The sequence below is a fragment of the Arthrobacter sp. U41 genome (assembly GCF_007679325.1).
Classification (GTDB): domain Bacteria; phylum Actinomycetota; class Actinomycetes; order Actinomycetales; family Micrococcaceae; genus Arthrobacter.
On the sequence record NZ_VEGI01000001.1, the window covers coordinates 1,458,400 to 1,476,717 of the forward strand.

18 protein-coding genes and 1 pseudogene are annotated in these 18,318 nt (G+C 69.6%); 7 read left to right on the forward strand and 12 right to left on the reverse strand.

Features of this window, described 5'->3' with window-relative positions; translation table 11 throughout:
- Window positions 1-63 precede the first annotated feature (63 nt).
- On the reverse strand, window positions 64-834 hold the full coding sequence (locus FS787_RS06735) for a MerR family transcriptional regulator (RefSeq protein WP_144671432.1): 771 nt from the start codon (window positions 832-834) through the stop codon (window positions 64-66).
- Window positions 835-1,079: 245 nt separating this feature from the next.
- Between FS787_RS06735 and FS787_RS06740 the strand changes: the two genes are divergently transcribed.
- From FS787_RS06740 to FS787_RS06750, 3 genes are all read left to right on the forward strand, one after another.
- Window positions 1,080-1,535 carry a hypothetical protein gene (locus FS787_RS06740; RefSeq protein ID WP_144671433.1) on the forward strand — a complete coding sequence of 152 codons (456 nt, stop codon included), beginning with the start codon at window positions 1,080-1,082 and terminating at the stop codon, window positions 1,533-1,535.
- 63 nt (window positions 1,536-1,598) lie between these two features.
- Window positions 1,599-2,174, forward strand: coding sequence for a hypothetical protein (locus FS787_RS06745; RefSeq protein WP_144671434.1), 576 nt, complete (start codon window positions 1,599-1,601; stop codon window positions 2,172-2,174).
- A 74-nt stretch (window positions 2,175-2,248) separates the two neighbouring features.
- Window positions 2,249-2,782, forward strand: a complete 534-nt coding sequence (locus FS787_RS06750) for a hypothetical protein (protein WP_144671435.1) — start codon at window positions 2,249-2,251, stop codon at window positions 2,780-2,782.
- Window positions 2,783-2,843: 61 nt separating this feature from the next.
- Here the strand turns inward: FS787_RS06750 and FS787_RS06755 are convergent, their stop codons facing one another.
- Window positions 2,844-3,737, reverse strand: coding sequence for a rhodanese-related sulfurtransferase (locus FS787_RS06755; protein ID WP_144671436.1), 894 nt, complete (start codon window positions 3,735-3,737; stop codon window positions 2,844-2,846).
- A 147-nt stretch (window positions 3,738-3,884) separates the two neighbouring features.
- Here FS787_RS06755 and FS787_RS06760 point away from each other — a divergent pair, with 147 nt between their 5' ends.
- Window positions 3,885-4,577, forward strand: coding sequence for a GNAT family N-acetyltransferase (locus FS787_RS06760; protein ID WP_144671437.1), 693 nt, complete (start codon window positions 3,885-3,887; stop codon window positions 4,575-4,577).
- A 59-nt stretch (window positions 4,578-4,636) separates the two neighbouring features.
- On the forward strand, window positions 4,637-7,021 hold the full coding sequence (locus FS787_RS06765) for a DEAD/DEAH box helicase (RefSeq protein WP_144671438.1): 2,385 nt from the start codon (window positions 4,637-4,639) through the stop codon (window positions 7,019-7,021).
- Between the two features lie 76 nt (window positions 7,022-7,097).
- Here FS787_RS06765 and FS787_RS06770 read toward each other — a convergent pair whose 3' ends face one another.
- The 7 genes and pseudogenes from FS787_RS06770 to ssd form a co-directional block, all read right to left on the reverse strand.
- Window positions 7,098-7,595 carry an Rv3654c family TadE-like protein gene (locus FS787_RS06770; protein ID WP_144671439.1) on the reverse strand — a complete coding sequence of 166 codons (498 nt, stop codon included), beginning with the start codon at window positions 7,593-7,595 and terminating at the stop codon, window positions 7,098-7,100.
- Window positions 7,592-8,059 (reverse strand): TadE family type IV pilus minor pilin, encoded by a 468-nt coding sequence (locus FS787_RS06775; RefSeq protein WP_144671440.1) that lies wholly within the window; start codon window positions 8,057-8,059, stop codon window positions 7,592-7,594. The genes FS787_RS06770 and FS787_RS06775 overlap by 4 nt, the downstream gene beginning before the upstream one ends.
- A gap of 23 nt (window positions 8,060-8,082) precedes the next feature.
- Window positions 8,083-8,385, reverse strand: coding sequence for a DUF4244 domain-containing protein (locus FS787_RS06780; RefSeq protein ID WP_395940330.1), 303 nt, complete (start codon window positions 8,383-8,385; stop codon window positions 8,083-8,085).
- A gap of 158 nt (window positions 8,386-8,543) precedes the next feature.
- Window positions 8,544-9,197 carry a type II secretion system F family protein gene (locus tag FS787_RS06785; protein WP_144671442.1) on the reverse strand — a complete coding sequence of 218 codons (654 nt, stop codon included), beginning with the start codon at window positions 9,195-9,197 and terminating at the stop codon, window positions 8,544-8,546.
- The gene (locus FS787_RS06790) at window positions 9,152-9,796 is read right to left on the reverse strand and encodes a type II secretion system F family protein (protein ID WP_260982425.1); all 645 of its coding nucleotides are present in this window, start codon (window positions 9,794-9,796) and stop codon (window positions 9,152-9,154) included. The genes FS787_RS06785 and FS787_RS06790 overlap by 46 nt, the downstream gene beginning before the upstream one ends.
- Before the next feature lie 317 nt (window positions 9,797-10,113).
- Window positions 10,114-11,272: pseudogene (locus tag FS787_RS06795) on the reverse strand (TadA family conjugal transfer-associated ATPase); the annotation flags it as partial.
- 116 nt (window positions 11,273-11,388) lie between these two features.
- Entirely contained in the window at window positions 11,389-12,540 is a 1,152-nt protein-coding gene (gene ssd, locus FS787_RS06800; protein WP_144671444.1) for a septum site-determining protein Ssd, read from the reverse strand.
- Window positions 12,541-12,693: 153 nt separating this feature from the next.
- Between ssd and FS787_RS06805 the strand changes: the two genes are divergently transcribed.
- Entirely contained in the window at window positions 12,694-14,418 is a 1,725-nt protein-coding gene (locus tag FS787_RS06805) for a bifunctional 3'-5' exonuclease/DNA polymerase (RefSeq protein ID WP_144671445.1), read from the forward strand.
- A gap of 142 nt (window positions 14,419-14,560) precedes the next feature.
- Window positions 14,561-14,821 (forward strand): YegP family protein, encoded by a 261-nt coding sequence (locus FS787_RS06810; protein ID WP_186329103.1) that lies wholly within the window; start codon window positions 14,561-14,563, stop codon window positions 14,819-14,821.
- Between the two features lie 44 nt (window positions 14,822-14,865).
- On the opposite strand, the gene FS787_RS06815 is transcribed toward FS787_RS06810, so the two are convergent.
- The 3 genes from FS787_RS06815 to FS787_RS06825 are packed head-to-tail and all read right to left on the reverse strand — an operon-like array spanning window position 14,866 to window position 17,897.
- Complete coding sequence (locus tag FS787_RS06815; protein WP_144671446.1) at window positions 14,866-15,564, reverse strand: CoA pyrophosphatase; 699 nt, start codon at window positions 15,562-15,564, stop codon at window positions 14,866-14,868.
- Complete coding sequence (nth, locus tag FS787_RS06820) at window positions 15,561-16,424, reverse strand: endonuclease III (RefSeq protein ID WP_395940331.1); 864 nt, start codon at window positions 16,422-16,424, stop codon at window positions 15,561-15,563. The genes FS787_RS06815 and nth overlap by 4 nt, the downstream gene beginning before the upstream one ends.
- 60 nt (window positions 16,425-16,484) lie before the next feature.
- Window positions 16,485-17,897 carry a hypothetical protein gene (locus FS787_RS06825; protein ID WP_144671447.1) on the reverse strand — a complete coding sequence of 471 codons (1,413 nt, stop codon included), beginning with the start codon at window positions 17,895-17,897 and terminating at the stop codon, window positions 16,485-16,487.
- Window positions 17,898-18,318 lie beyond the last annotated feature (421 nt).

An 18,318-nucleotide genomic window follows, 5' to 3' on the forward strand; every position in this document is an offset into this window, starting at 1 on the left:
CGCCGGGCTCTGAAGGGCCTGGACCCTGGTCCACACCAAAGAGACGGCTCCCAGGGACCGGCGCTAGAGGTGCTTCGCGGCGTAGATCCGCAAGGCATCACGGACAAAAACCGCCCCGGCTTCGCCGCCGTAGTTCGCGGCGAAGCGCGGATCGGCAACGTACATCTCGCCGAGTCCGGTGACGTAGCCCTTCAGATCGCCGCCGCCACCGGTACCGGGCGCCGGGGCGGGTGTGCCGGGAATCCCGGTCAGCCACTCGACGTGCCGCCGGGCCAACTCCTGCGCCTCCGTGCTGTCCGCTGCAACACCCGATTCGGCCGCCGCGATCCAGTCGCTGCCCAGCTGCCGGGAACGCTGCTTCCACGCGTCCTTCTCAGCCGGGCCCATCCCGCGCCACCATGCGTCGCTTGTCGCGTATGCGTCCTTGCCCCAGCGCTCCTCCACCTCGTCCTTGTAGCGGGTGTGGTCGAAGCCGTCGAACATGTGTTCCGCCATGATCTGTCCTCCATTTTTCAGTGCTTCCATCGTCTGCCGGACCGACGCGATCTGACGTGTCAGCCGTTCCTGTTCCTGCCGCAGCCAGTCCAAGTGGCGGCCCAGGGCCTTTTCGGCATCGGGCTCGTGGTCCAGGACTTCGGCGATTGCCGGCAGCCCGAGCCCGAGGTCCCGCAGAAGCAGGATGCGCTGCAGCCGCACCAGCGACGACTGGTCGTAGAACCGGTAGCCGTTGTCTCCGGTCCGGCTGGGTTTGAGCAGCCCGATGTCGTCGTAGTGGCGCAGCGTACGGCTGGTGGTCCCGACGTTCCTGGCGATCTGCTGCACGGACCATTCCATCTGATTGCCCCCTTCCGCTCCGCTGCCGGCCCTGTCCGGCTGGCCGGTCCTGTCCGGCCGGTAATCCGATGCTAGATCTTGACGCTGCGTCAAGGTCAAGGAGTGCGCCCGGGTGGCCCGACGCTTGCGCGACCGCGTGTACCTCGCCCTGCACCGGGGCCGGCTGCTGGAGCTCACCGCGGAGTAGGGCGGGTCCGGGCGCGGGAGGAACCGGAGGCAGCCGGCATCGGCGGTAAATTGGAGGAATGCTCTTCCCCATTTCCCGCCGCGCCCGGGCCGTCCTGCAGCGCGCATCCGGCGTCGCGGCGGGCGCCGCCGTCGTACTTTCCGCCGCGGCGTGCTCCCCGGCCGGTTCCATCGAATCGGCCGATGTGCCGGCGTGGCAGGCCACCGCCCTGCCCTCAGCCGAAGGCACCGTGTTCGAGGATGCAGGCAAGATCCTCAACCGGGATCCGATCGTGAAGACCGCGCCCGGGTTCGGTCCGGGCACGTACGTCCTGACGATCACCTGCGACGGCGGGGGCAAGGCCTTCTTCGACGTCACCCTCGACGGCGCCAGGCTGACCGAGGTGGGAGCGGCCTGCAACGGCAGCCGGGAGACGGCACGCATCAAGGTCCCCGCCGCCGGCACGCTCCGCATCAGCACGTCGAGTGTCGATGCTCCGCTGATCTACGCCTACCACCTGGCGCCTGCGGCGTAGGAGCATGGCGCCGCGCCGGCCGCGAGGGGCGCTGTGACGTGCGCCCGCGGCTAGGCTCGGTGCATGTCTGCTACTGGGGGTATGCACTGGACGCGCCGAACGGCGCTGCTGCTGACGGCCGGCGCCGTCGCTGCAGGGCTGGCGGGGTGTGAATACGCCGACGACGTCGGCCCCTCAGGGGCCGCGGCCAGCCCGTCCTGGCCCTCTTCGCCGGCCAGTGCGCCGCCGCCGACCCGGGATCCGGAACTTGTTGCCGCCGAGGCCCGCAATCTGTTGGAGCTGGAGGCTGTCCTCGACGGCGCGCAGGACGGTCCCTTTTTCGGCGGCTCGGGCGGGATCGGCGACACCAGCAGCGGAGGATTCTCGGTATCGAGCAAGGTGGTGCGGGCCGGCCGGTACGAAGTCTCCGCGGCCTGCGTCGGGGCGCCGGACGCGCATTTATCCGTCTTCCAAGGCGCCCGCGAGGGCGGCACCCTCCTGGTGCGCAGCCTCGACTGCGGCATCGCGACCGGAGCGCTGCTGGACCTGGAATCCGGCGAAGTCTCGGCTCACCTGGTCCGATACGGCGGAGGCGCCCCCGGGCCCGCGACCGGCGCCGTCGCAGGCATCCGGATCAGCTTCTACGGGCCGGGGCGGTAATCACCGGCGCGCCTCGTCGGGAGCCCGCCGTCGGACTCTGGCGGACAGGACACCGGCGGGGTTAAAGTCAGCACATGCCCGCTCTCCCAGCGCAGGGCGTTCCCCGAAACCGCACGGCGTCCGCCGTGGGAATCCTGCTTGTGCTCGGAACGGCACTGTCCGGCTGCGCCTACGAATATGACGAGGACTTTTCCAGCGGAACCTCATCCGCATCCGCTCCGGCATTCACGGATGCGGCGCTGCCGCGGGACCCCACCTGGAACCGGCCGGTCTCCGGCCCGGAACTCGACGAGTGGGCCGCGGAAGTGCTGCCCGAAACCGACGGAGAAGTCTTCCACTCCAACTACGGCGCCCTGGACGCAGGAGAGGAGCGGGAGGAGACCACCGCGAACCTGCCCGAGGGCACGTATGCCTTGACCCTGGCCTGCCGCGGCCCGCGGCGGGTGTCGTTCAACATCAGCCACGACGACATCGACCTGGTGGACTTGAACCTGCGGTGCGGGACCTCACGGGTCAACGTGGTCTACCTGCCCGCCGACACCGTGCTGCACATCACGGTGGAGGCGCGGAGGGGCTCCAACTTCGCCTACCGCGTGAGCCTGATCTAAGGCCTCCCGGCTCAGGCGTCAGTCCGGGCAGACGCCCGGCGGGACATAGGACCGCAGGGTGTCAGGCCGCGCAACCGTCCGGGCAGCGGAGCGTCTCCGGGCTGGCGGCGCAGTCCTGGCAGTAGAGCGTGAGCGTGCGGCAGGACGGGTTGGAGCAATTCTCAAATTTGCTGGTGGGCGCCGAGCAGCGGACGCATTCGCCGATAGTCTTCGCGTCCTCGCTGAATTCCAGGTGCATACGCTTGTCGAACACGTACAGGGAGCCCTCCCAGAGGCCCTGGTCCTTGAAGGTTTCGCCGTAGCGGACAATCCCGCCGTCGAGCTGGTAGACCTCCTTGAAGCCGCGGTTCACCATGAGGCTGGAAAGCACCTCGCAACGGATTCCCCCGGTGCAGTAGGTGACCACCGGCTTGTCCTTAAGCGCGTCGTACTTGCCGGAGTCGAGTTCCTTGATGAAGTCGTGGGTGGTGGCCACGTCCGGAACGATTGCGTCCTTGAATTTGCCGATCTGGGCCTCGAAGCCGTTGCGGCCGTCGAAAAACACGACCTCCTCGCCGGACTCCTTCCGCGCTTCCACGAGCTGGTGGAGTTCCGCTGGCTTGAGGTGCTTCCCGCCGCCGACGACGCCCCCGGCATCCACTTTGAGCTCCCCCGGCGCACCGAAGGACACAACCTCGTCGCGGACCTTGACGCTCAGCCGGGGGAAGTCCGCGGCCCCGCCGTCGGACCACTTCACGTCGATGCTGTGGAAGCCCTTGTATTCACGGGTTGTCTTGACGTACTGCTTCACGGCGTTCAGTTCGCCGCCGACGGTCGCGTTGATGCCGTCCTTGGAGATAATGATGCGGCCGGTCAGGCCGAGCTTTTCGCAGAGGGCACGCTGCCACAGCCGGATGGCGTCCGGGTCCGCGAGGGGGGTAAAGCCGTAAAAGAGCACAATTCTGTTCAGAGCCACGTTTTAAGGGTACTGGGTGGACCACTACGCGGCGTGCGGGCGGCCGCGCCGGCGGCGGCGGGGCCTTCCGGTCACAATTACGTAAGCAAACCCCGTTCCCGGACCCGGCCCCTGTTGCTTGTGCCGGGGCTGGAATACTCTCATCACATGAGTCTTGAGGCCATGGTTGAAGACACTCGCCACTTGCTGGAAACCTGGGTCACCGGCTGGGCCGGCTGCCGGGGGTATGAGACACGCCGTGAGGGCAGATTCCCTGCGGCCCTCAGGGCGGACACCACCCACGAATGGGAATACTTCGCCCACGACCCCTCCGATGCGGAATTCGCCGCCCTGGCCGCCACCACCGCTGAAGTACCGGCCCGCGTCCTCACGATCCTCACGAACGACGTGGCGCGGTACAAGTTCCTGGCCCAGCAGCACGGACTCAACGTCACGTCAGCCTCGCAGACCATGATGATCGTGGACATGGAGACACAGGACGCCGAGGATCCCTGGCTCCCGGATGATGACCTCCGGTGGGTGCCGTCCCGAACGGACGGAGTCCACCATGCCGTGGTTTACGCCGGGGACGAGGTGGCAGCGAGCGGGCAGGTGTTCGTGGTGGGCCACACCGCTATCTTCGACAAGATCGTCACGGAACCGGGATACCGGCGCCGGGGCCTGGGCCGGTTCATCATGCGGGCCCTCGCCGCCCAGGCATTCGAGCACGACATCGAATCCGGGCTGCTGCTCGCGTCACTCGACGGGCAGAAACTATATTCGCACCTCGGCTGGACCGCGGTCTGCCACGTGCTGATGCTCTCCGCCTCGGACGAGGGCTCCGACCTGTCCGTGGGCTGAGTCCCCGGGTGGCCCGTTCTTGTCCCGGACGATTTGAGGCCGGGTGAAAGAATGTACGAGTGAACCCACATGAGTCCCTGATTCCTTTGCTGGGCCGCGGCCCGGACCCGGAACAGCTCCGTCATGTGCGCACCATCCCGGCCCGCCAGGCCGTCCACGCCCCGTGGCCCGAGTGGGCGCACCCCGATCTGGTGGATGCCTACGGTAGCCTCGGCATCCACGAGCCGTACCGCCACCAGATCCAGGCTGCCGAACTCGCCCACGCCGGCGAGCACGTGGTGATCGCCACCGGCACCGCGTCCGGAAAATCGCTGGCCTACCAGCTGCCGGCGCTCGATGCGGTCCACCGTTCCGAACTGCGGGTCCTCGCCGATCCGGGCAAGATCCACGACGACGGCGCCGTCACCCTGTATCTTTCCCCCACCAAGGCCCTGGCGGCGGACCAGTTGGCCGCCATCCGGGCGCTGCAGCTCCCCACCGTCCGGGCCGAGACTTACGACGGTGACACCGACCCCGCGTCCCGCCGGTGGATCCGCGACCACGCGAACTTCATTCTGGCCAACCCGGACATGCTGCACTTCGGGATCCTGCCCAACCACGCCTGGTGGGCCCGTTTCTTCCGCCGGCTGCGCTACGTGATCGTGGACGAGGCCCACAGCTACCGCGGCGTCTTCGGATCCCACGTTGCCAACCTCATGCGCCGGCTGCGCCGCATCTGCGCCTACTACAGCCCTGACGGCTCCGGGCCGGTTTTCATCGCAGCCTCCGCCACGGCGTCCGAGCCCGGCAAGTCCTTCGGCCGGCTCATCGGCGCGCCGGTCCGCGCGGTGGCCGAGGACTCCTCACCCCACGGTTCCACCACCGTCGCGTTCTGGGAACCTGCCCTGACCGAACTCCGCGGCGAGAACGGCGCCAAGGAACGGCGGACGGCCGTGGCGGAAACCGCGGACCTGCTGGCCACTCTGGTGTCCTCGCGGGTGCGGACCATCGCCTTCATCAAGTCCCGGCGCGGCGCGGAGACCATCGCCACCATCACCAAGCGCCTCCTTGACGAGGTGGACCCCAGCCTGCCGCAGCGTGTGGCGGCCTACCGTTCCGGCTACCTGCCGGAGGAGCGCCGCGCCCTGGAGAAAGCGCTGCGCTCCGGCGAGTTGCTGGGCGTCTCCAGCACGTCGGCCCTGGAGCTGGGCATCGACATCTCCGGCCTCGACGCCGTGCTGGTCGCCGGCTGGCCGGGGACCCGCGCGTCGTTGTTCCAACAGATCGGCCGGGCCGGCCGGGCCGGCCAGGATGCCATTGCCGCGTTCGTCGCGAGTGATGACCCGCTGGACACCTACCTGGTGAACCACCCCGAGGCGATCTTCGACGTCTCCGTGGAGGCCACCGTCTTCGACCCGTCCAATCCCTACGTGCTGGGGCCGCACCTGTGTGCCGCCGCCGCCGAACTGCCGCTGGGGGACGGCGAGCTGGGGCTGTTCGGCGCCACATCCGAGAAATTGCTCGATCAGCTGGTGACCCAGGGCTACCTGCGCCGCCGGCCCGCCGGATGGTTCTGGACCCACCCGCAAAGCGCCGCGGCCATGGTGAACCTGAGGGCCGACGGCGGCGGCCCGGTGAGCATTGTGGACGCCGACACGGGGTCCCTGCTCGGGACCATGGATTCCCCGCAGACCCACTACCAGGCCCACACCGGCGCCGTCTACGTCCACCAAGGCGAGAGCTACGTGGTGGAGGACCTGAACGAGGACGATCACTGCGTAGTGGTGCGGCGGGCGAACCCGGACTACTACACCACCGCCCGGGACGTAACCCAGATCGAGGTTCTCGAGACGCAGCGCACCACCCAGTGGGGCGACGTGGCGGTGCATTTCGGTGATGTGAAAGTGACAACGCAGGTGGTCTCCTTCCAGCGCAAGGCCCTGATTTCCAATGAGGTCCTCGGTGAGGAACCGCTGCAACTGGGGGCACGGGACTTGTTCACCAAGGCGGTGTGGTTTGTTATGGACAACCGCTCGCTGACCGGTGCGGGGCTGATCGAGGCTCAGTTCCCCGGCGCCCTGCACGCCGCGGAACACGCTGCGATCGGACTCCTGCCCCTGGTTGCGTCCAGCGACCGCTGGGACATCGGCGGGGTGTCCACGGCCATCCACGCCGACACCGGGGTGCCGACCATCTTTGTCTACGACGGCCACCCCGGCGGGGCGGGCTTCGCCGAACGCGGCTACGACAAGGCCAAGGTCTGGCTCGCTGCCACCCGTGACGCAATCAAGGCCTGCGAGTGCGAGTCCGGCTGTCCGTCGTGTGTGCAGTCGCCCAAGTGCGGCAACAAAAATAATCCGCTCGATAAGGACGCCGCCGTTACCCTCATCGATGTGCTGCTCCAGGACGCGACGGAACAAATGCACACCGGGCAGCCGGACCACGCGGCCCCGCTGCAGGCCTAGCCGAGGCTGGCGGGACATGCCCCCGGCGGCGGCTGGCACCGGCTCAGGACCGATCAGGGCGACGGCGGGCACCGGCTCACGGCGGCGGGCCTGCTCTGGCCAGTCCGGTTGCCCCGCCCACGGGCGTCCGGATTTCCAGCTCCGTGCGGACCTGCACAGTACTACCTGCCCCTTCCGAACAGTTGAGAATCCTGGCGCCATTCCTGCGCGCGACGTCCGCGGCGACTGCGCACGGTTCGCCGGGAGTGATTCCCCGGGCAGCATCCGCGGCGGCGAGGGCGGCCAAATCCGCCGCGGCCGCCGCGCGGAACGCCATCGCCCCCGACTGGGCCAGCAACATGGTCAGGACCGCCGCGAAAACGACCAGCATTCCCAGCCCCAGCGCCAGGACGGTTCCAGCGCCACGTTCCGGGTGTTCCTGGTCGTCCGGCCGTTCCGGCCTATCGGGGTGCTCCGGCTGTTCCTGGTGTTCCGGTTCCGCGTGTTTCGGCTGTTCCCGCTTTTTCGGTTGCTCCTGGCTCTTGGTTGAACCGTGATCGCCCGGGGCTGACCTGCGGGTTGTTAGCCTGCTCATGCGGCCAGGACCTGCAGCTGATGGTGCCAGACCTCGGGAACCCTGACAGCAGCTGACGGACCGGACGATTCGCCGCGGACCCACGCCCGGGCCGAGAGTGTCCACGGAAGAAGCGAACCCACAGCTCCGGGAACCCTGCCCGACACCGTCACGCTAAGCCACCCACCGTCGGACGCCACGGCTGCTGCCGCCGTGTTGCCGGCGAGCCGGCGGACGATGACGTCCACCGCGGCGGCATCTTCACCCCGGGCCAGGGCACGGGCGCCCGCCCTGGCTGCTTCCTCCAGACGCAGCTGGGTGACGCCCGCCGCCGAACCGGCCAGTAGCATGGCGAGAAGGAGCAGGACCGCGGGCAGCGCCACCGCAAACTCGGCCGTTACGGCGCCGCGGCACGTCCCGCCACCTGAGCCCGGCCGCCACCGGGCGGTCGCTGCTGCGCGCGGAGTTGCCGGTGCCGCGCCCATTCCTACGGCTGGCCGTCCCGTCCTCATGGCAAGGCGAGCGCCGTGCGGATGAGGTTCAGCAGGAAACCCCGCACCTCGTCACTGCGCATGATAAACACGAGAATGCCCGCAAACCCGACGGCGGCGAGGGTGGCGATGGCGTACTCGGCCGTCGCCATTCCTGCCTCGGAGCCAAATAGCTTTCCCGGCCTTCGTGTCCGGAGCGCGTTACTTGCTCCCGGATAGATTTCGCGGATCTCAGCATCCTCCGTTTCGGCGTGGACAATCCCGGACGTGCGGGCGGGCGCAAAATGATGGGTTGACATGGGACTTTCCTTTCGTTGGATTCCGGCGGGACCGCCGGCAGATTCCACTCTTCCGTCTGCGTCCACGGCCAGTAAGGTGCGCTTGCTGCCAAGTGGAAAAGGTCCGGCGCAGGGCAGGCTGTGGGGGAATACTCGCTGCCAGGGCGCGTCCCGCGGCCGCCGGGATCGGCCTCGCGGAATCAACCCGGCAGCATCGCCAGCAGCACAGGTACCACGCCCAGGCAGACGAACGCCGGCAGGGAACACAAGCCGAGCGGGACAACGAGCTTCACCCCTAAGGCCGCGGCCTGTTTCTCCGCGGCCCGGAACCGCTCCCGGCGCATGCGTGCCGCCTGGGCGTAGAGGATGGCGGACGAGGGCGCGCCGGTGAGCGCGGCAAACCCCAGGGCATCGCGCAGGGCAAGAAGGCCCGGCGAGCGGACGCTGGAGCTGCGCCAGGCCGTGTCCCAGTCGGCGCCGATGGCGAGCGCCGCGACGACCGGCCGCAGCGGACCACGGAGATCCGGCGATGCCAGCTCGGCCACTAGCGCCAGGGCACGGCCGAGTCCGGCTCCCGCGTCGAGCATGGCGCCGATCAGTTCCAGCATCATCGCCGTATCACGGACCCCGGACCCGCCGGCTTCTCCCATAGCCTGATCGCCGCGGCGGGTCCGGCCCGGCTCTGCGTCGTCCGGGGCACGCTGCATCCGGCGCCTGAGTCGCCGCCGTGCCCTGCCCCTGTCGGACAAAGCAATGGCGGCGGCGACCCCCAAAAGCGCAACCACCGCCAGCCCGGCCGCGATTGGCGTCACGGCTGAAGCCCCTCCGCTGCCCGGACCAGACGGGCGGACCATAACCGGCCCCCGGCTGTGAGCGCCAGGCCCGCGGCGAGCGTCGCCACGCCCCAGGGGGTTCCCAGCAGGACCTCGACGGGGTCGACGCCCAGGAGCAACCCCAAACCAAGTCCTAGGAACGGCAGCCAGGTCAAGAGCCGTACAGTCGCGCGGGGCCCGGCCAACGCCGTCTGACGGGCGGCCTCGGCGTCATCCTCTGCTTCCAGCTGGGCGGCGAAGCGCGTCAACACGTCCGCCAGCGGGCAGCCGGTGGCTTCGGCAACGTCAAAGCAAGCGGCGAGTTGAAACCAGACGCGGCGTTCGTAGGCCCACGCGCGTGCACCGCTGTTTCTGGTCTTCCTTGCTGTCCGGCCGGGTGTCGCCGCTCCGGCGGAGCGGATGGCGGCTCCCACGGGAGCCCCGCGCATCGCGGCCGCGCGGGCTCCAGCGAGCATCCGCACGGTTTCCGTCGCCAGGACCTGCTGGCCGGGAGCGGCTCCCCCGGACACGGAACCCGAGGCATCGGCGCCCACATACAAGAGCCACAACTCATCCCACAGGCGGGCGGGAGTGCGTCCTCCCCTCAGCAGTGCCGCCAACTGCTGAACGATCAGGTTCATAGGCACCACGGGAGCGCTTCTGCTCCGCCATCGGGACGCCGGGCCCGGAAGCGCCTCCGCACCGGCGGTTGGAACCCGCAGTGCTCCGGAAAGGGCCGCGCGAAGCCGCCGGGGTGGGGCACCCGCCGTCGAAAACGCCAGGCACACAGCAAGTGCCAAAACTCCCATGAGTACGGCCGTCACTCCTCTCCCCTGCCCTGGTCCCCCTGCGCCGCTAGCTCCTGCGGTTGCGCTGGACCGGCGCGGCCGCATAGGTCATCCTTTCCCGCGCTCAACCCGCCGACGGCCGGCCCGCCAGGGTCCGGCCCGCCAGGGTCCGGCCCCCCAGGGTCCGGCCCGCCAGGGTCCGGCCCGCCAGGGTCCAGCCCGCCAGCGTCCAATTCCCCAGGGTCCAGCCCGAGGCGTTCCGCGAGTTTGGGCCAGGCTGGCCCCGCGCGGACTGCCCCGCCGCAGATGTCCAGCGCGGAGCGGACCAGCAGGCCGGCAGCGCTGCCTTCCAGCAGGCCGATGCAGGACACAGTCCGCCCGTTGTTGAGCCTTTCCACGTGGACCACAACGTCGAGGGCGCTGGCCGCCTGCAGGCGCACAGCGTCCTGCCCCATGCCGGCCAACGCCCCGAGGGCTGTCAGCCTGGCGGGGACGTCGGCCGCGGTATTGGCGTGAATGGTGCCGCCGCCTCCGCTGTGGCCGGTATTCATGGCAGCGAGGAGTTCCCGCACTTCGGCGCCCCGGCACTCACCCACCACCAGCCGGTCCGGCCGCATCCTCAAGGACTGCCGCACGAGCTCGCCCAAATCCACCTTCCAGGTTGCCGTGCCGCGCCTCCAGCGAGACGACGTGCGGGTGCACCGGGTTCAGTTCCGCGGCATCCTCAATCAGGACCAGCCGCTCACCCGGCGCACACAGGCCAAGGAGCGTGGCGAGCAGCGTTGTCTTCCCCGACCCTGTCGCGCCGCTGATCAGGAAACTCAGACGGCGTTCCAGCATCCGTTCCAGCACGGCCTGCACGCGGACCCCAAACATGCCGTTCCGCCGCAGCTCGTCCATGGAGAAGACCCGCTCACGCCGGATCCTGATACTCAGCAGGGTCCCCGCCGTGGAAATGGGCGGCAGGACAGCATGGACCCGGAAGCCGCCGTCGAGCCTGATGTCAACGCAGGGCGAACCATCGTCCAGGCGCCGTCCGCCGGCAGCCACGAGCCGCGCGGCCAGCGCACGGACCTGCTGTTCACCGGAGAAGGCCAGAGGTGCCCTCTCGAGTCCGTCCCCGCGGTCCAGCCAGACGGCGCCGGGGCCGTTCACGAAGATGTCTGTCACGGACGGGTCCCGGACCAGCGCCTGCAGCGGTCCGAGACCGTTCAACTCCGCGCTGATCCCTTCGACCGCGGCCAGGGCGCCGGCCGTCCCCAGCAGGCGTCCGCTCGCTTGGACGGCGGCTGCCACGCGCGACGGGGTCACCGGCCCGGCGTCGGACATCACGGATTCCCGGACCGACTCCAGCAGCCGGGCATCAACGGAGCCGCGGGCCGGCGGCCGGTACCGCGGAGCCCCCGGGCGTCCGGCGTCGGGCGGGCCCGGCGCGGAGTGGGCGCTCATGCGGAGTGTCCCGAGCCGAAGTCAAGCACCATGCCGGCGAACCGCCGCACCTTGCGCTGCCGTCCGGTGTCCAGCAGCCGCCCGTTCTCCGTGGCCGTCGCAGCGCGCCTAACGTCCGGCATGATGCCGGCGAGGGGCAGCCCGACGGACTCAGCTATCAACTCCGCATCCAGCACGGCCCCCGGCCTGCCCCGCACAACGAGCACAGTTTCCACCGGAGGAAGGTCCTGCAGGAGCCGGGCCGTTGCCACGGCCGCCCTCAGTAGCGCGGGCGCAACGACAATCATCCGGTCGCAGTCCCACGCGAACAACCGCAGCGTTTCCCGCCCCCGGCCGATGTCCACCACCACCAGCTCGAAGCCGCGCCGGGCGGCGTCCAGCACTCCGGCCACGACTTCGGGGTCCACCCCGCCGTGGTTTTCCTTGTTCCCGGGCCAGGACAGGAACGGGAATCCACCGGCCAGGGGCAGGGAATCGGCGAGCTGGCGGGGATCGATCGTGCCATTCGCGTCAGCCAGATCCGGCCAGCGGAGACCGGCCGCTTCTTCGGCCGCGAGCGCCAGTTCCAGCCCGCCGCCCCACGGGTCTCCGTCTACCAGCAGGACACGCACACCCCCGCGTGCGGCGGCATGGGCCAGCCAGACTGCGGCGGTGCTGGATCCCGCACCGCCGCAGCCGCCGACAATCCCAAGGACCAGTCCGCCCGGCTGGGGCGTGCGGGAGCGGCTGAGATACTCGGCGAGCCAGGTCGCGGCCTCGGGCAGCACTGCGACGCGTTCAGCGCCGATGGCAGCTGCCAGGTGCCACAGCCGGTCGCCGTCTTCGTTGAGGCCGACGAGGACCGCGGGCGACCGTCCCCGCGGCGGCAACTCGCTGATGTCACTGCCGACCAGCACCGCAGCGGCAGTGTCCCAGAAGGGCACCGCCTCCCTGAGGTTCCCCACCGTGCGCAGCTGGCCGCCCGTGGCCGCCACGATCCGTTCCACCTCGCCGCGCAGCAGCTCGAACCCCGTCACGAGCAGCGTCTCCGACGTCCCGTCCGGGAGCCACGGCCCGGCGCCCACCCCGGTGCTGGTCACCGAACCGGCGCCGCGCAGAAGGCCGTCCCCGGAACCGGGGCGGTGCGTGGGTAACTCGTGACGACTCATGCGGCAACTCTTCCCGTCACCACATCCCGCCGTAACCCGGGCCCGCCCCTATGTGGACAAGCCGTGCGGAACAACCGGTGCTGACACCCCGGCTGAGAACCCGCTGCAGCCCGCTGGACAAGGGACTCCGCGCCGCAGGGCAGAATTGACCCTATGTACCTGCTGCTCGCCGCCCACGCCGACGGCGCAGCCCTCCAGGAAGTCACTGCCGACGGCGCCCCGCACCCGGCTGCGCCGGCACTGCGGATCATCGACGCTACCGGGCTGCCCGGCGTCGTGCGTGAACTCGAACAGCGGCGGCCGCGCTGGATCTGGCACCGTACCCAGGACTGGTACCCCGCCCTGTTGGCCGCCGGCGTGGAACTGGAACGCTGCTACGACCTCACGTTGTGCGGCGCGATCCTGGCGCACTCCGAGTTCACGGCCCATACCGCTTACGCGCAGAACGCCGAGAAACTGACCCAGGACGACGAGCTGCAGCAGCCTCCCCGCGGCCTGCAGCCGCCACCGCCGCCGGCCGACCAGGGCGCCCTGTTTGATGATCCCGGCTGGCGTACCCCGCCCCGGCACAGCCCTGAAGACCTCCGCCACGAATACGCCGCCCAGCAGGACGCCCTCAGCCAGGCGGGAGGAGCCGGCGTCGAGCGCCCCGGTGACAACCGCAGACAGCGCCTCCAGCTCCTGCTCGCGGCAGAGTCCGCCGCCGCCATGATCGCGGCGGAAATGCAGCACACCGGTGTGCCGTGGCGCGAAGAGCTGCATGAGCGGATCCTCGCCGAGTACCTCGGACCCCGTCCTCCCCAGGGCCACCGCCCGGCCAAACTGGAAGCGCTCACCGCCGAGCTGCGGCAGCTGCTGAATTCGCCCGCGCTGAACCCGGATTCTCCGCAGGAGCTCATGCGCGCGCTGCACCGCAACGGCATCGAGGTCAAGACCACCCGGCAGTGGGAACTGAAGGAATCCAGCCACCCGGCGATCGAACCGCTCCTGGCCTTCAAAAAACTCTCCCGCCTGCACGCCGCCAACGGCTGGGCCTGGCTGGATGCCTGGGTAAAGAACGGCCGGTTCCAGCCGGAGTACGTGGTGGGCGGCGTGGTCTCCGGCCGCTGGGCGTCCCGCGGCGGCGGTGCCCTTCAAATTCCGCGGCAGATCCGCGGCGCAGTGCACGCCGATCCGGGACACAAGCTGATTGTCGCCGACGCCTCGCAGCTGGAGCCCCGGGTGCTCGTGGCGCTGGCGCAGGATTCGAAGATGGCCGAGGCCGCGCGGGACAAGGACCTGTACGCCGGCATCGCCGCGCAGGGCTTCGGCGGAGACCGCGCCAAAGCGAAGGTTGCCCTGCTCGGGGCGATCTACGGGGCGACCACCGGCGAGTCGGGGCGCCTCATGCCGCAGCTGACCCGCACGTATCCGCGCGCCGTCGGGTTCGTGGAGCAGGCCGCCCGCGAGGGTGAAGCCGGCAGGACGGTCACCTCGCGGCTGGGCCGCAGCAGCCCCCCGCCGTCCGAGCGATGGCTGCAAAGCCAGCAGTCCACCAGCGCCGAGGAACAACGCAGGGCCGATTCGATCGCCCGCTCGCGCGGCCGGTTCACCCGCAACTTCGTCGTCCAGGGTTCCGCGGCGGACTGGGCGGCCTGCTGGCTGGCCGAATTACGACGGCGGCTGCGCGCCATGCGTGCTGACGGCACCCCTGCCGGGGAACTGGTGTTCTTCCTGCACGACGAAGTTATGGTCCACTGCCCCGACGCCGCGGTGGCCGACTGCATCCGGGCGATTGAGGAGGCCGCGACCGCGGCCAAGGAACTGCTGTTTGGCCGGATTCCGGTGGAATTCCCGGTCAGCGTGGCGGTTGTGGACTCGTACGATACCGCCAAATAGGTCCCGGCGTCGCCCGCCGTAACGTACCCGTCGGTAGCGTTGTGCCCGCATGTGAGGCCGGTTACGCTCGGAAAGGCCGGTGGCTGATCCGATAGTCTGCCGGCCGTGCAACGACGCAGAGTTTTTTTGGGGAGGCAGCACATTGGCTGGCATTTTCGAGATCGCCATGGCCGGCGAGAAGAAGTACTTCTTCAAGCTGACGGCATCCGACGGAACGGTGGTCGCCGTTTCACCACTGTTCAACACCATCAAGGGCGCCGCCGCGGGCATCAACGCGGTGCGGGAGAACGCTGCCACCGGGCTGGTGGTGGACAAGTCCCGTGCCCGCAGCAAGTCCGTCCCCCCGCGGGCCGCCACCCGTAGCGCCGCCGCGCGGGCCCGTGCCAGCCTGGCCTCCGGCTAGGATCAGACTGGAATCCGGGCGCGGGACGCGCTTGAGGTCCGGCCTCAGCCGTGGAGCCGGCTCCACGTGTCGACGCTGAGCAAGCTGGAGCGGTCCCAAGGAACCGCCCACCCCAGCTGGTCGAACAGCTGGTTGAGAATCATCCCAGTGAAGCCCCACACCACCACGTCATTGACAGTGAATGCGGGGCTTTGGAAGGTCTGACCGGCCCGGCTCACCGTGGCCATCACGCGGTTGTCCGGGTCCAGCAGGTCCCGTACCGGGACACGGAACACCTGGGAGGATTCGCCATAGTCCACTACCCGCACGGGTGACTGGGATGCCCACCATCCGAGGACAGGGGTGACCAGGAAGTTTCCGCGCGGCAGGGCCAGCTCCGGCATCACGCCGAGGACGTCGACGCCGGCCGGGTCCAGCCCGGTCTCTTCTTCCGCTTCCCGCAGGGCGGCATCGGTCACGGATTCGCCCGGGTCAATGCCGCCGCCGGGGAAGGCGACCTGCCCGGGATGGTCATCCAGCGTCTGCGCGCGCTGCAACAGCAGGACGTCCAGATCCGCCGGGGCCAGGGCCTTGACGGAGGCCGCCGGGACATCGTCGAGGGAGCCGAAGAGCATCAGCACCGCCGCCCGGCGGACCCTTTCCCCGGGCTCGACGGCGAGTTCCCGCCACCGGGGATCCGGTGACGGCGCCGTGCCGGCCTCCACCGCGGCCACCAGGTCGATGAGGTCCTGCCGGGCCGTCACAGCGGCCTCCTCTGCGATTCCATCCGGATTTCCGCGGCCCGGTGCGTCTCCGCGAGGAGTTTGGACAGCAGCTCCTCCTGACCCGGTGCCAGTTCGTACTTCAGCAGCTTCTTCGCCTTCTCCGGGTCCGTCTCCCCCATGCCGTAGCTGGGGCACCAGTTCGCCACCGCGCAGGCACCGCAGGCCGGTTTGCGCGAATGGCACACGCGCCGGCCGTGGAAAACCACCCGGTGCGAGAGCATGGTCCAGTCCCTCGGTTCGAACAGTTCCGCGACGTCGGATTCGACCTTGACCGGATCATCCGACTCCGTCCAGCCGAAACGCCGCGCGAGACGGCCGAAGTGGGTATCCACTGTGATCCCCGGGACGCCGAAGGCGTTGCCGAGCACCACATTGGCGGTCTTCCGCCCGACGCCGGGAAGCGTCACCAGATCAGCGAGCCGTCCTGGCACCTCGCCGTCGTACTCATCCACCAGCCGGTTGCACAGCGCCATCAGGTTCCGGGTCTTGGCCCGGAAGAACCCGGTGGGCTTGATGATCGCCTCCAGATCGTCCGGGTCCGCCTCTGCCATGCTCCGCGCGTCCGGGTAACGCCCGAACAGCAGCGGCGTGATTTGGTTGACCGTCACGTCGGTGGTCTGCGCGGAAAGCACCGTGGCCACCACCAGCTCGAACGGATTCCGGAAGTCCAGCTCCGCGTGCGCATACGGGTACTGCTCCGCCAGCGCCTTGTTGATCCGGCGGGCTCGCCGTTTCAGGGCCAGCAGGGACTCCCCGGCCGCCCGCGGCCCGGCGCCCACAGCCGCGGCGTTGTTCACAACGCTGTTCTTGGAGCCGGCGTTCTTGCGGCCGGCGCTCATGGGTGTCGGCGTGGCGCTGCCGGCGGCAGGATCGCTGGACTCGGTGGCCACTGGCGCCGGCTAACCGCGTTCGATGTTGCTGAGGTCCCGGAGCACGCCCACCCGGCCGTCGGTGTGCTGGACCAGGAATTCGTGGCCACGGTCCTCCAAAGCGAGCACCCAGCCGCCGGGTTCGATCACGAAGGCGGCGGCGCCGCTGTGCTCGTCCATGGCGGTGCGGGGCTGGGCGACGGCGAACCAGAAGGCTTCGTATGCGGGCTGGGCGTCGCGTTCCTCGGGACGGCTGGCCGGGTCAACAGTGGCCCCGATCGGCTCCTGCTGGCGCACCTGCGGGTTCACCGTCGTGGGGGCGCTGTGATCGGAGGCCGCGGGAACCTCGGCGGCCTGGGTCTGCTCAGCGGCGGGCGGCACGACGGCGGCGGCCTGCGTCTGCTCGGCGGCGGGAGACCCGACGGCGGCAGCCTGCGTCTGCTCGGCAGCCGACGGCGCGGCGGACGAAACCCCGGGGCCCGACGCGTCGGCCGGAGTCGCGGAGGCCGCGGGAACGGTGCTTGCGACCTGGGTTGCCGGGGAGCTGACCACCGGGCCGGGGCCCGCGGCCTGGGCAGGTTTTTCGTGGGCAGACGACTCAGGGGCGGGCTTGACCTGCCCAGCGGCCGGGGCCGCGGCCGCGGAACCGGCCGCTGCAGCGGCCGCGCCCGAGGCTGCAGCTGCGCCCGCTCCTGCGCCGAACGACTCGTAGCCACGCGGGGCCGGGTCCGTGGCCGCAGGCTTTCCGCCGGGGGTCATGCGCTTCGCCCAGCCGGCGACGGCGCTGGCGCCAGCGGCCTTGGGCGCCTTGTCATCCGTGGCCTCTTTCGGAGCCTTGGGCGCGCGGGGTTTGTGGACGGGGACAGCCGAGTCGCGGGCCACAACATGGGCGGGCACTTCAGCGCGGTCGAGGAAATCCCCGGCGAAAAAGGGGATCAGCCGCGCCAGGACGGTGGCCGCGAGGAGACCGAGGGCGCCGACGAGGGCCAGCAACATGGCGGGCACGAACGCGCCCGCCACCGACAGGAAGAAGAAGGCGACGGCGAAGGACGCCACCACGGAGCCGAACTGGTCCACTGACAGCGAGCCGATGCGGATCTTGGTTTCCGGGCTGACGCGGCGCGCGACGAACAGGGCGGCCACGATCACGGGCAGGATGATGCCCAGGCCAAGGAAGAACAGACTGCCCAGATTCCACAGGTTGTACCGGACGGCGAACATCGGGATCAGCGAGGCAATAAAGAGGATCAGCGTCGAGCCGAAAACCGTCAGGTCGCGGATGGTGAAGGGCCCAAGGACCGCCTCGTTCTTCTTGCCGGTCTTCTTGCTGGCCTTGTCCACCGTGAAACGGGGGGCTTCCCCGTAGCCGGCGTGCCGGTCCGCTCCGCCGTTCGCCTGGGTTTGGGCGGGCGCCTTGAGCTGCCCGTTTGCTTGCTCGTTCATTCGGTTCTCCTTACACGGCGGCGCTCTGGACAGCACCGTCTAACGGCAGACCAAAACGGGACCGCACGCGGTCCCGTCGCCTCCATCGGATGTCACAACTTCATCTCAGCCTAGTCAAGTGGCTGGCCGATCACTAGCTGACGAGCCGCGGACACGGGGACGGAACAGGGCTGCCCTTCCCGCCGCCGCCGCTGCCGACAGGGGTATTCCCAGCGCCAGAGTTCGTATCGGCGGACCCAGGCTGTCGGCAAGGGTTGCCGCCAGGGGAAGGATGTCCGCGCCGGCCTGAACGGTGAATCCGTAGGTCGCCGGCGCAAGGCCGCCCGTCAGCCCCCACCACCATTCGGCGCTTAAAAAACACCGCTCACGGTTCACTGTGTGACGCGGCACACGTCGGGAACGGCTCAGGCGTTAGTGTGTA

Excerpts from the sequence above, each read along its gene's own strand:
- FS787_RS06735 (WP_144671432.1), bottom strand. The coding sequence starts at position 834 with ATGGAATGGTCCGTGCAGCAGATCGCCAGGAACGTCGGGACCACCAGC.
- FS787_RS06740 (WP_144671433.1), top strand. The coding sequence starts at position 1,080 with ATGCTCTTCCCCATTTCCCGCCGCGCCCGGGCCGTCCTGCAGCGCGCA.
- FS787_RS06745 (WP_144671434.1), top strand. The coding sequence starts at position 1,599 with ATGTCTGCTACTGGGGGTATGCACTGGACGCGCCGAACGGCGCTGCTG.
- FS787_RS06750 (WP_144671435.1), top strand. The coding sequence starts at position 2,249 with ATGCCCGCTCTCCCAGCGCAGGGCGTTCCCCGAAACCGCACGGCGTCC.
- FS787_RS06760 (WP_144671437.1), top strand. The coding sequence starts at position 3,885 with ATGAGTCTTGAGGCCATGGTTGAAGACACTCGCCACTTGCTGGAAACC.
- FS787_RS06770 (WP_144671439.1), bottom strand. The coding sequence starts at position 7,595 with ATGAGCAGGCTAACAACCCGCAGGTCAGCCCCGGGCGATCACGGTTCA.
- FS787_RS06775 (WP_144671440.1), bottom strand. The coding sequence starts at position 8,059 with ATGGGCGCGGCACCGGCAACTCCGCGCGCAGCAGCGACCGCCCGGTGG.
- FS787_RS06785 (WP_144671442.1), bottom strand. The coding sequence starts at position 9,197 with ATGGTCCGCCCGTCTGGTCCGGGCAGCGGAGGGGCTTCAGCCGTGACG.
- FS787_RS06790 (WP_260982425.1), bottom strand. The coding sequence starts at position 9,796 with ATGAACCTGATCGTTCAGCAGTTGGCGGCACTGCTGAGGGGAGGACGC.
- ssd (WP_144671444.1), bottom strand. The coding sequence starts at position 12,540 with ATGAGTCGTCACGAGTTACCCACGCACCGCCCCGGTTCCGGGGACGGC.
- FS787_RS06805 (WP_144671445.1), top strand. The coding sequence starts at position 12,694 with ATGTACCTGCTGCTCGCCGCCCACGCCGACGGCGCAGCCCTCCAGGAA.
- nth (WP_395940331.1), bottom strand. The coding sequence starts at position 16,424 with ATGAGCGCCGGCCGCAAGAACGCCGGCTCCAAGAACAGCGTTGTGAAC.
- FS787_RS06825 (WP_144671447.1), bottom strand. The coding sequence starts at position 17,897 with ATGAACGAGCAAGCAAACGGGCAGCTCAAGGCGCCCGCCCAAACCCAG.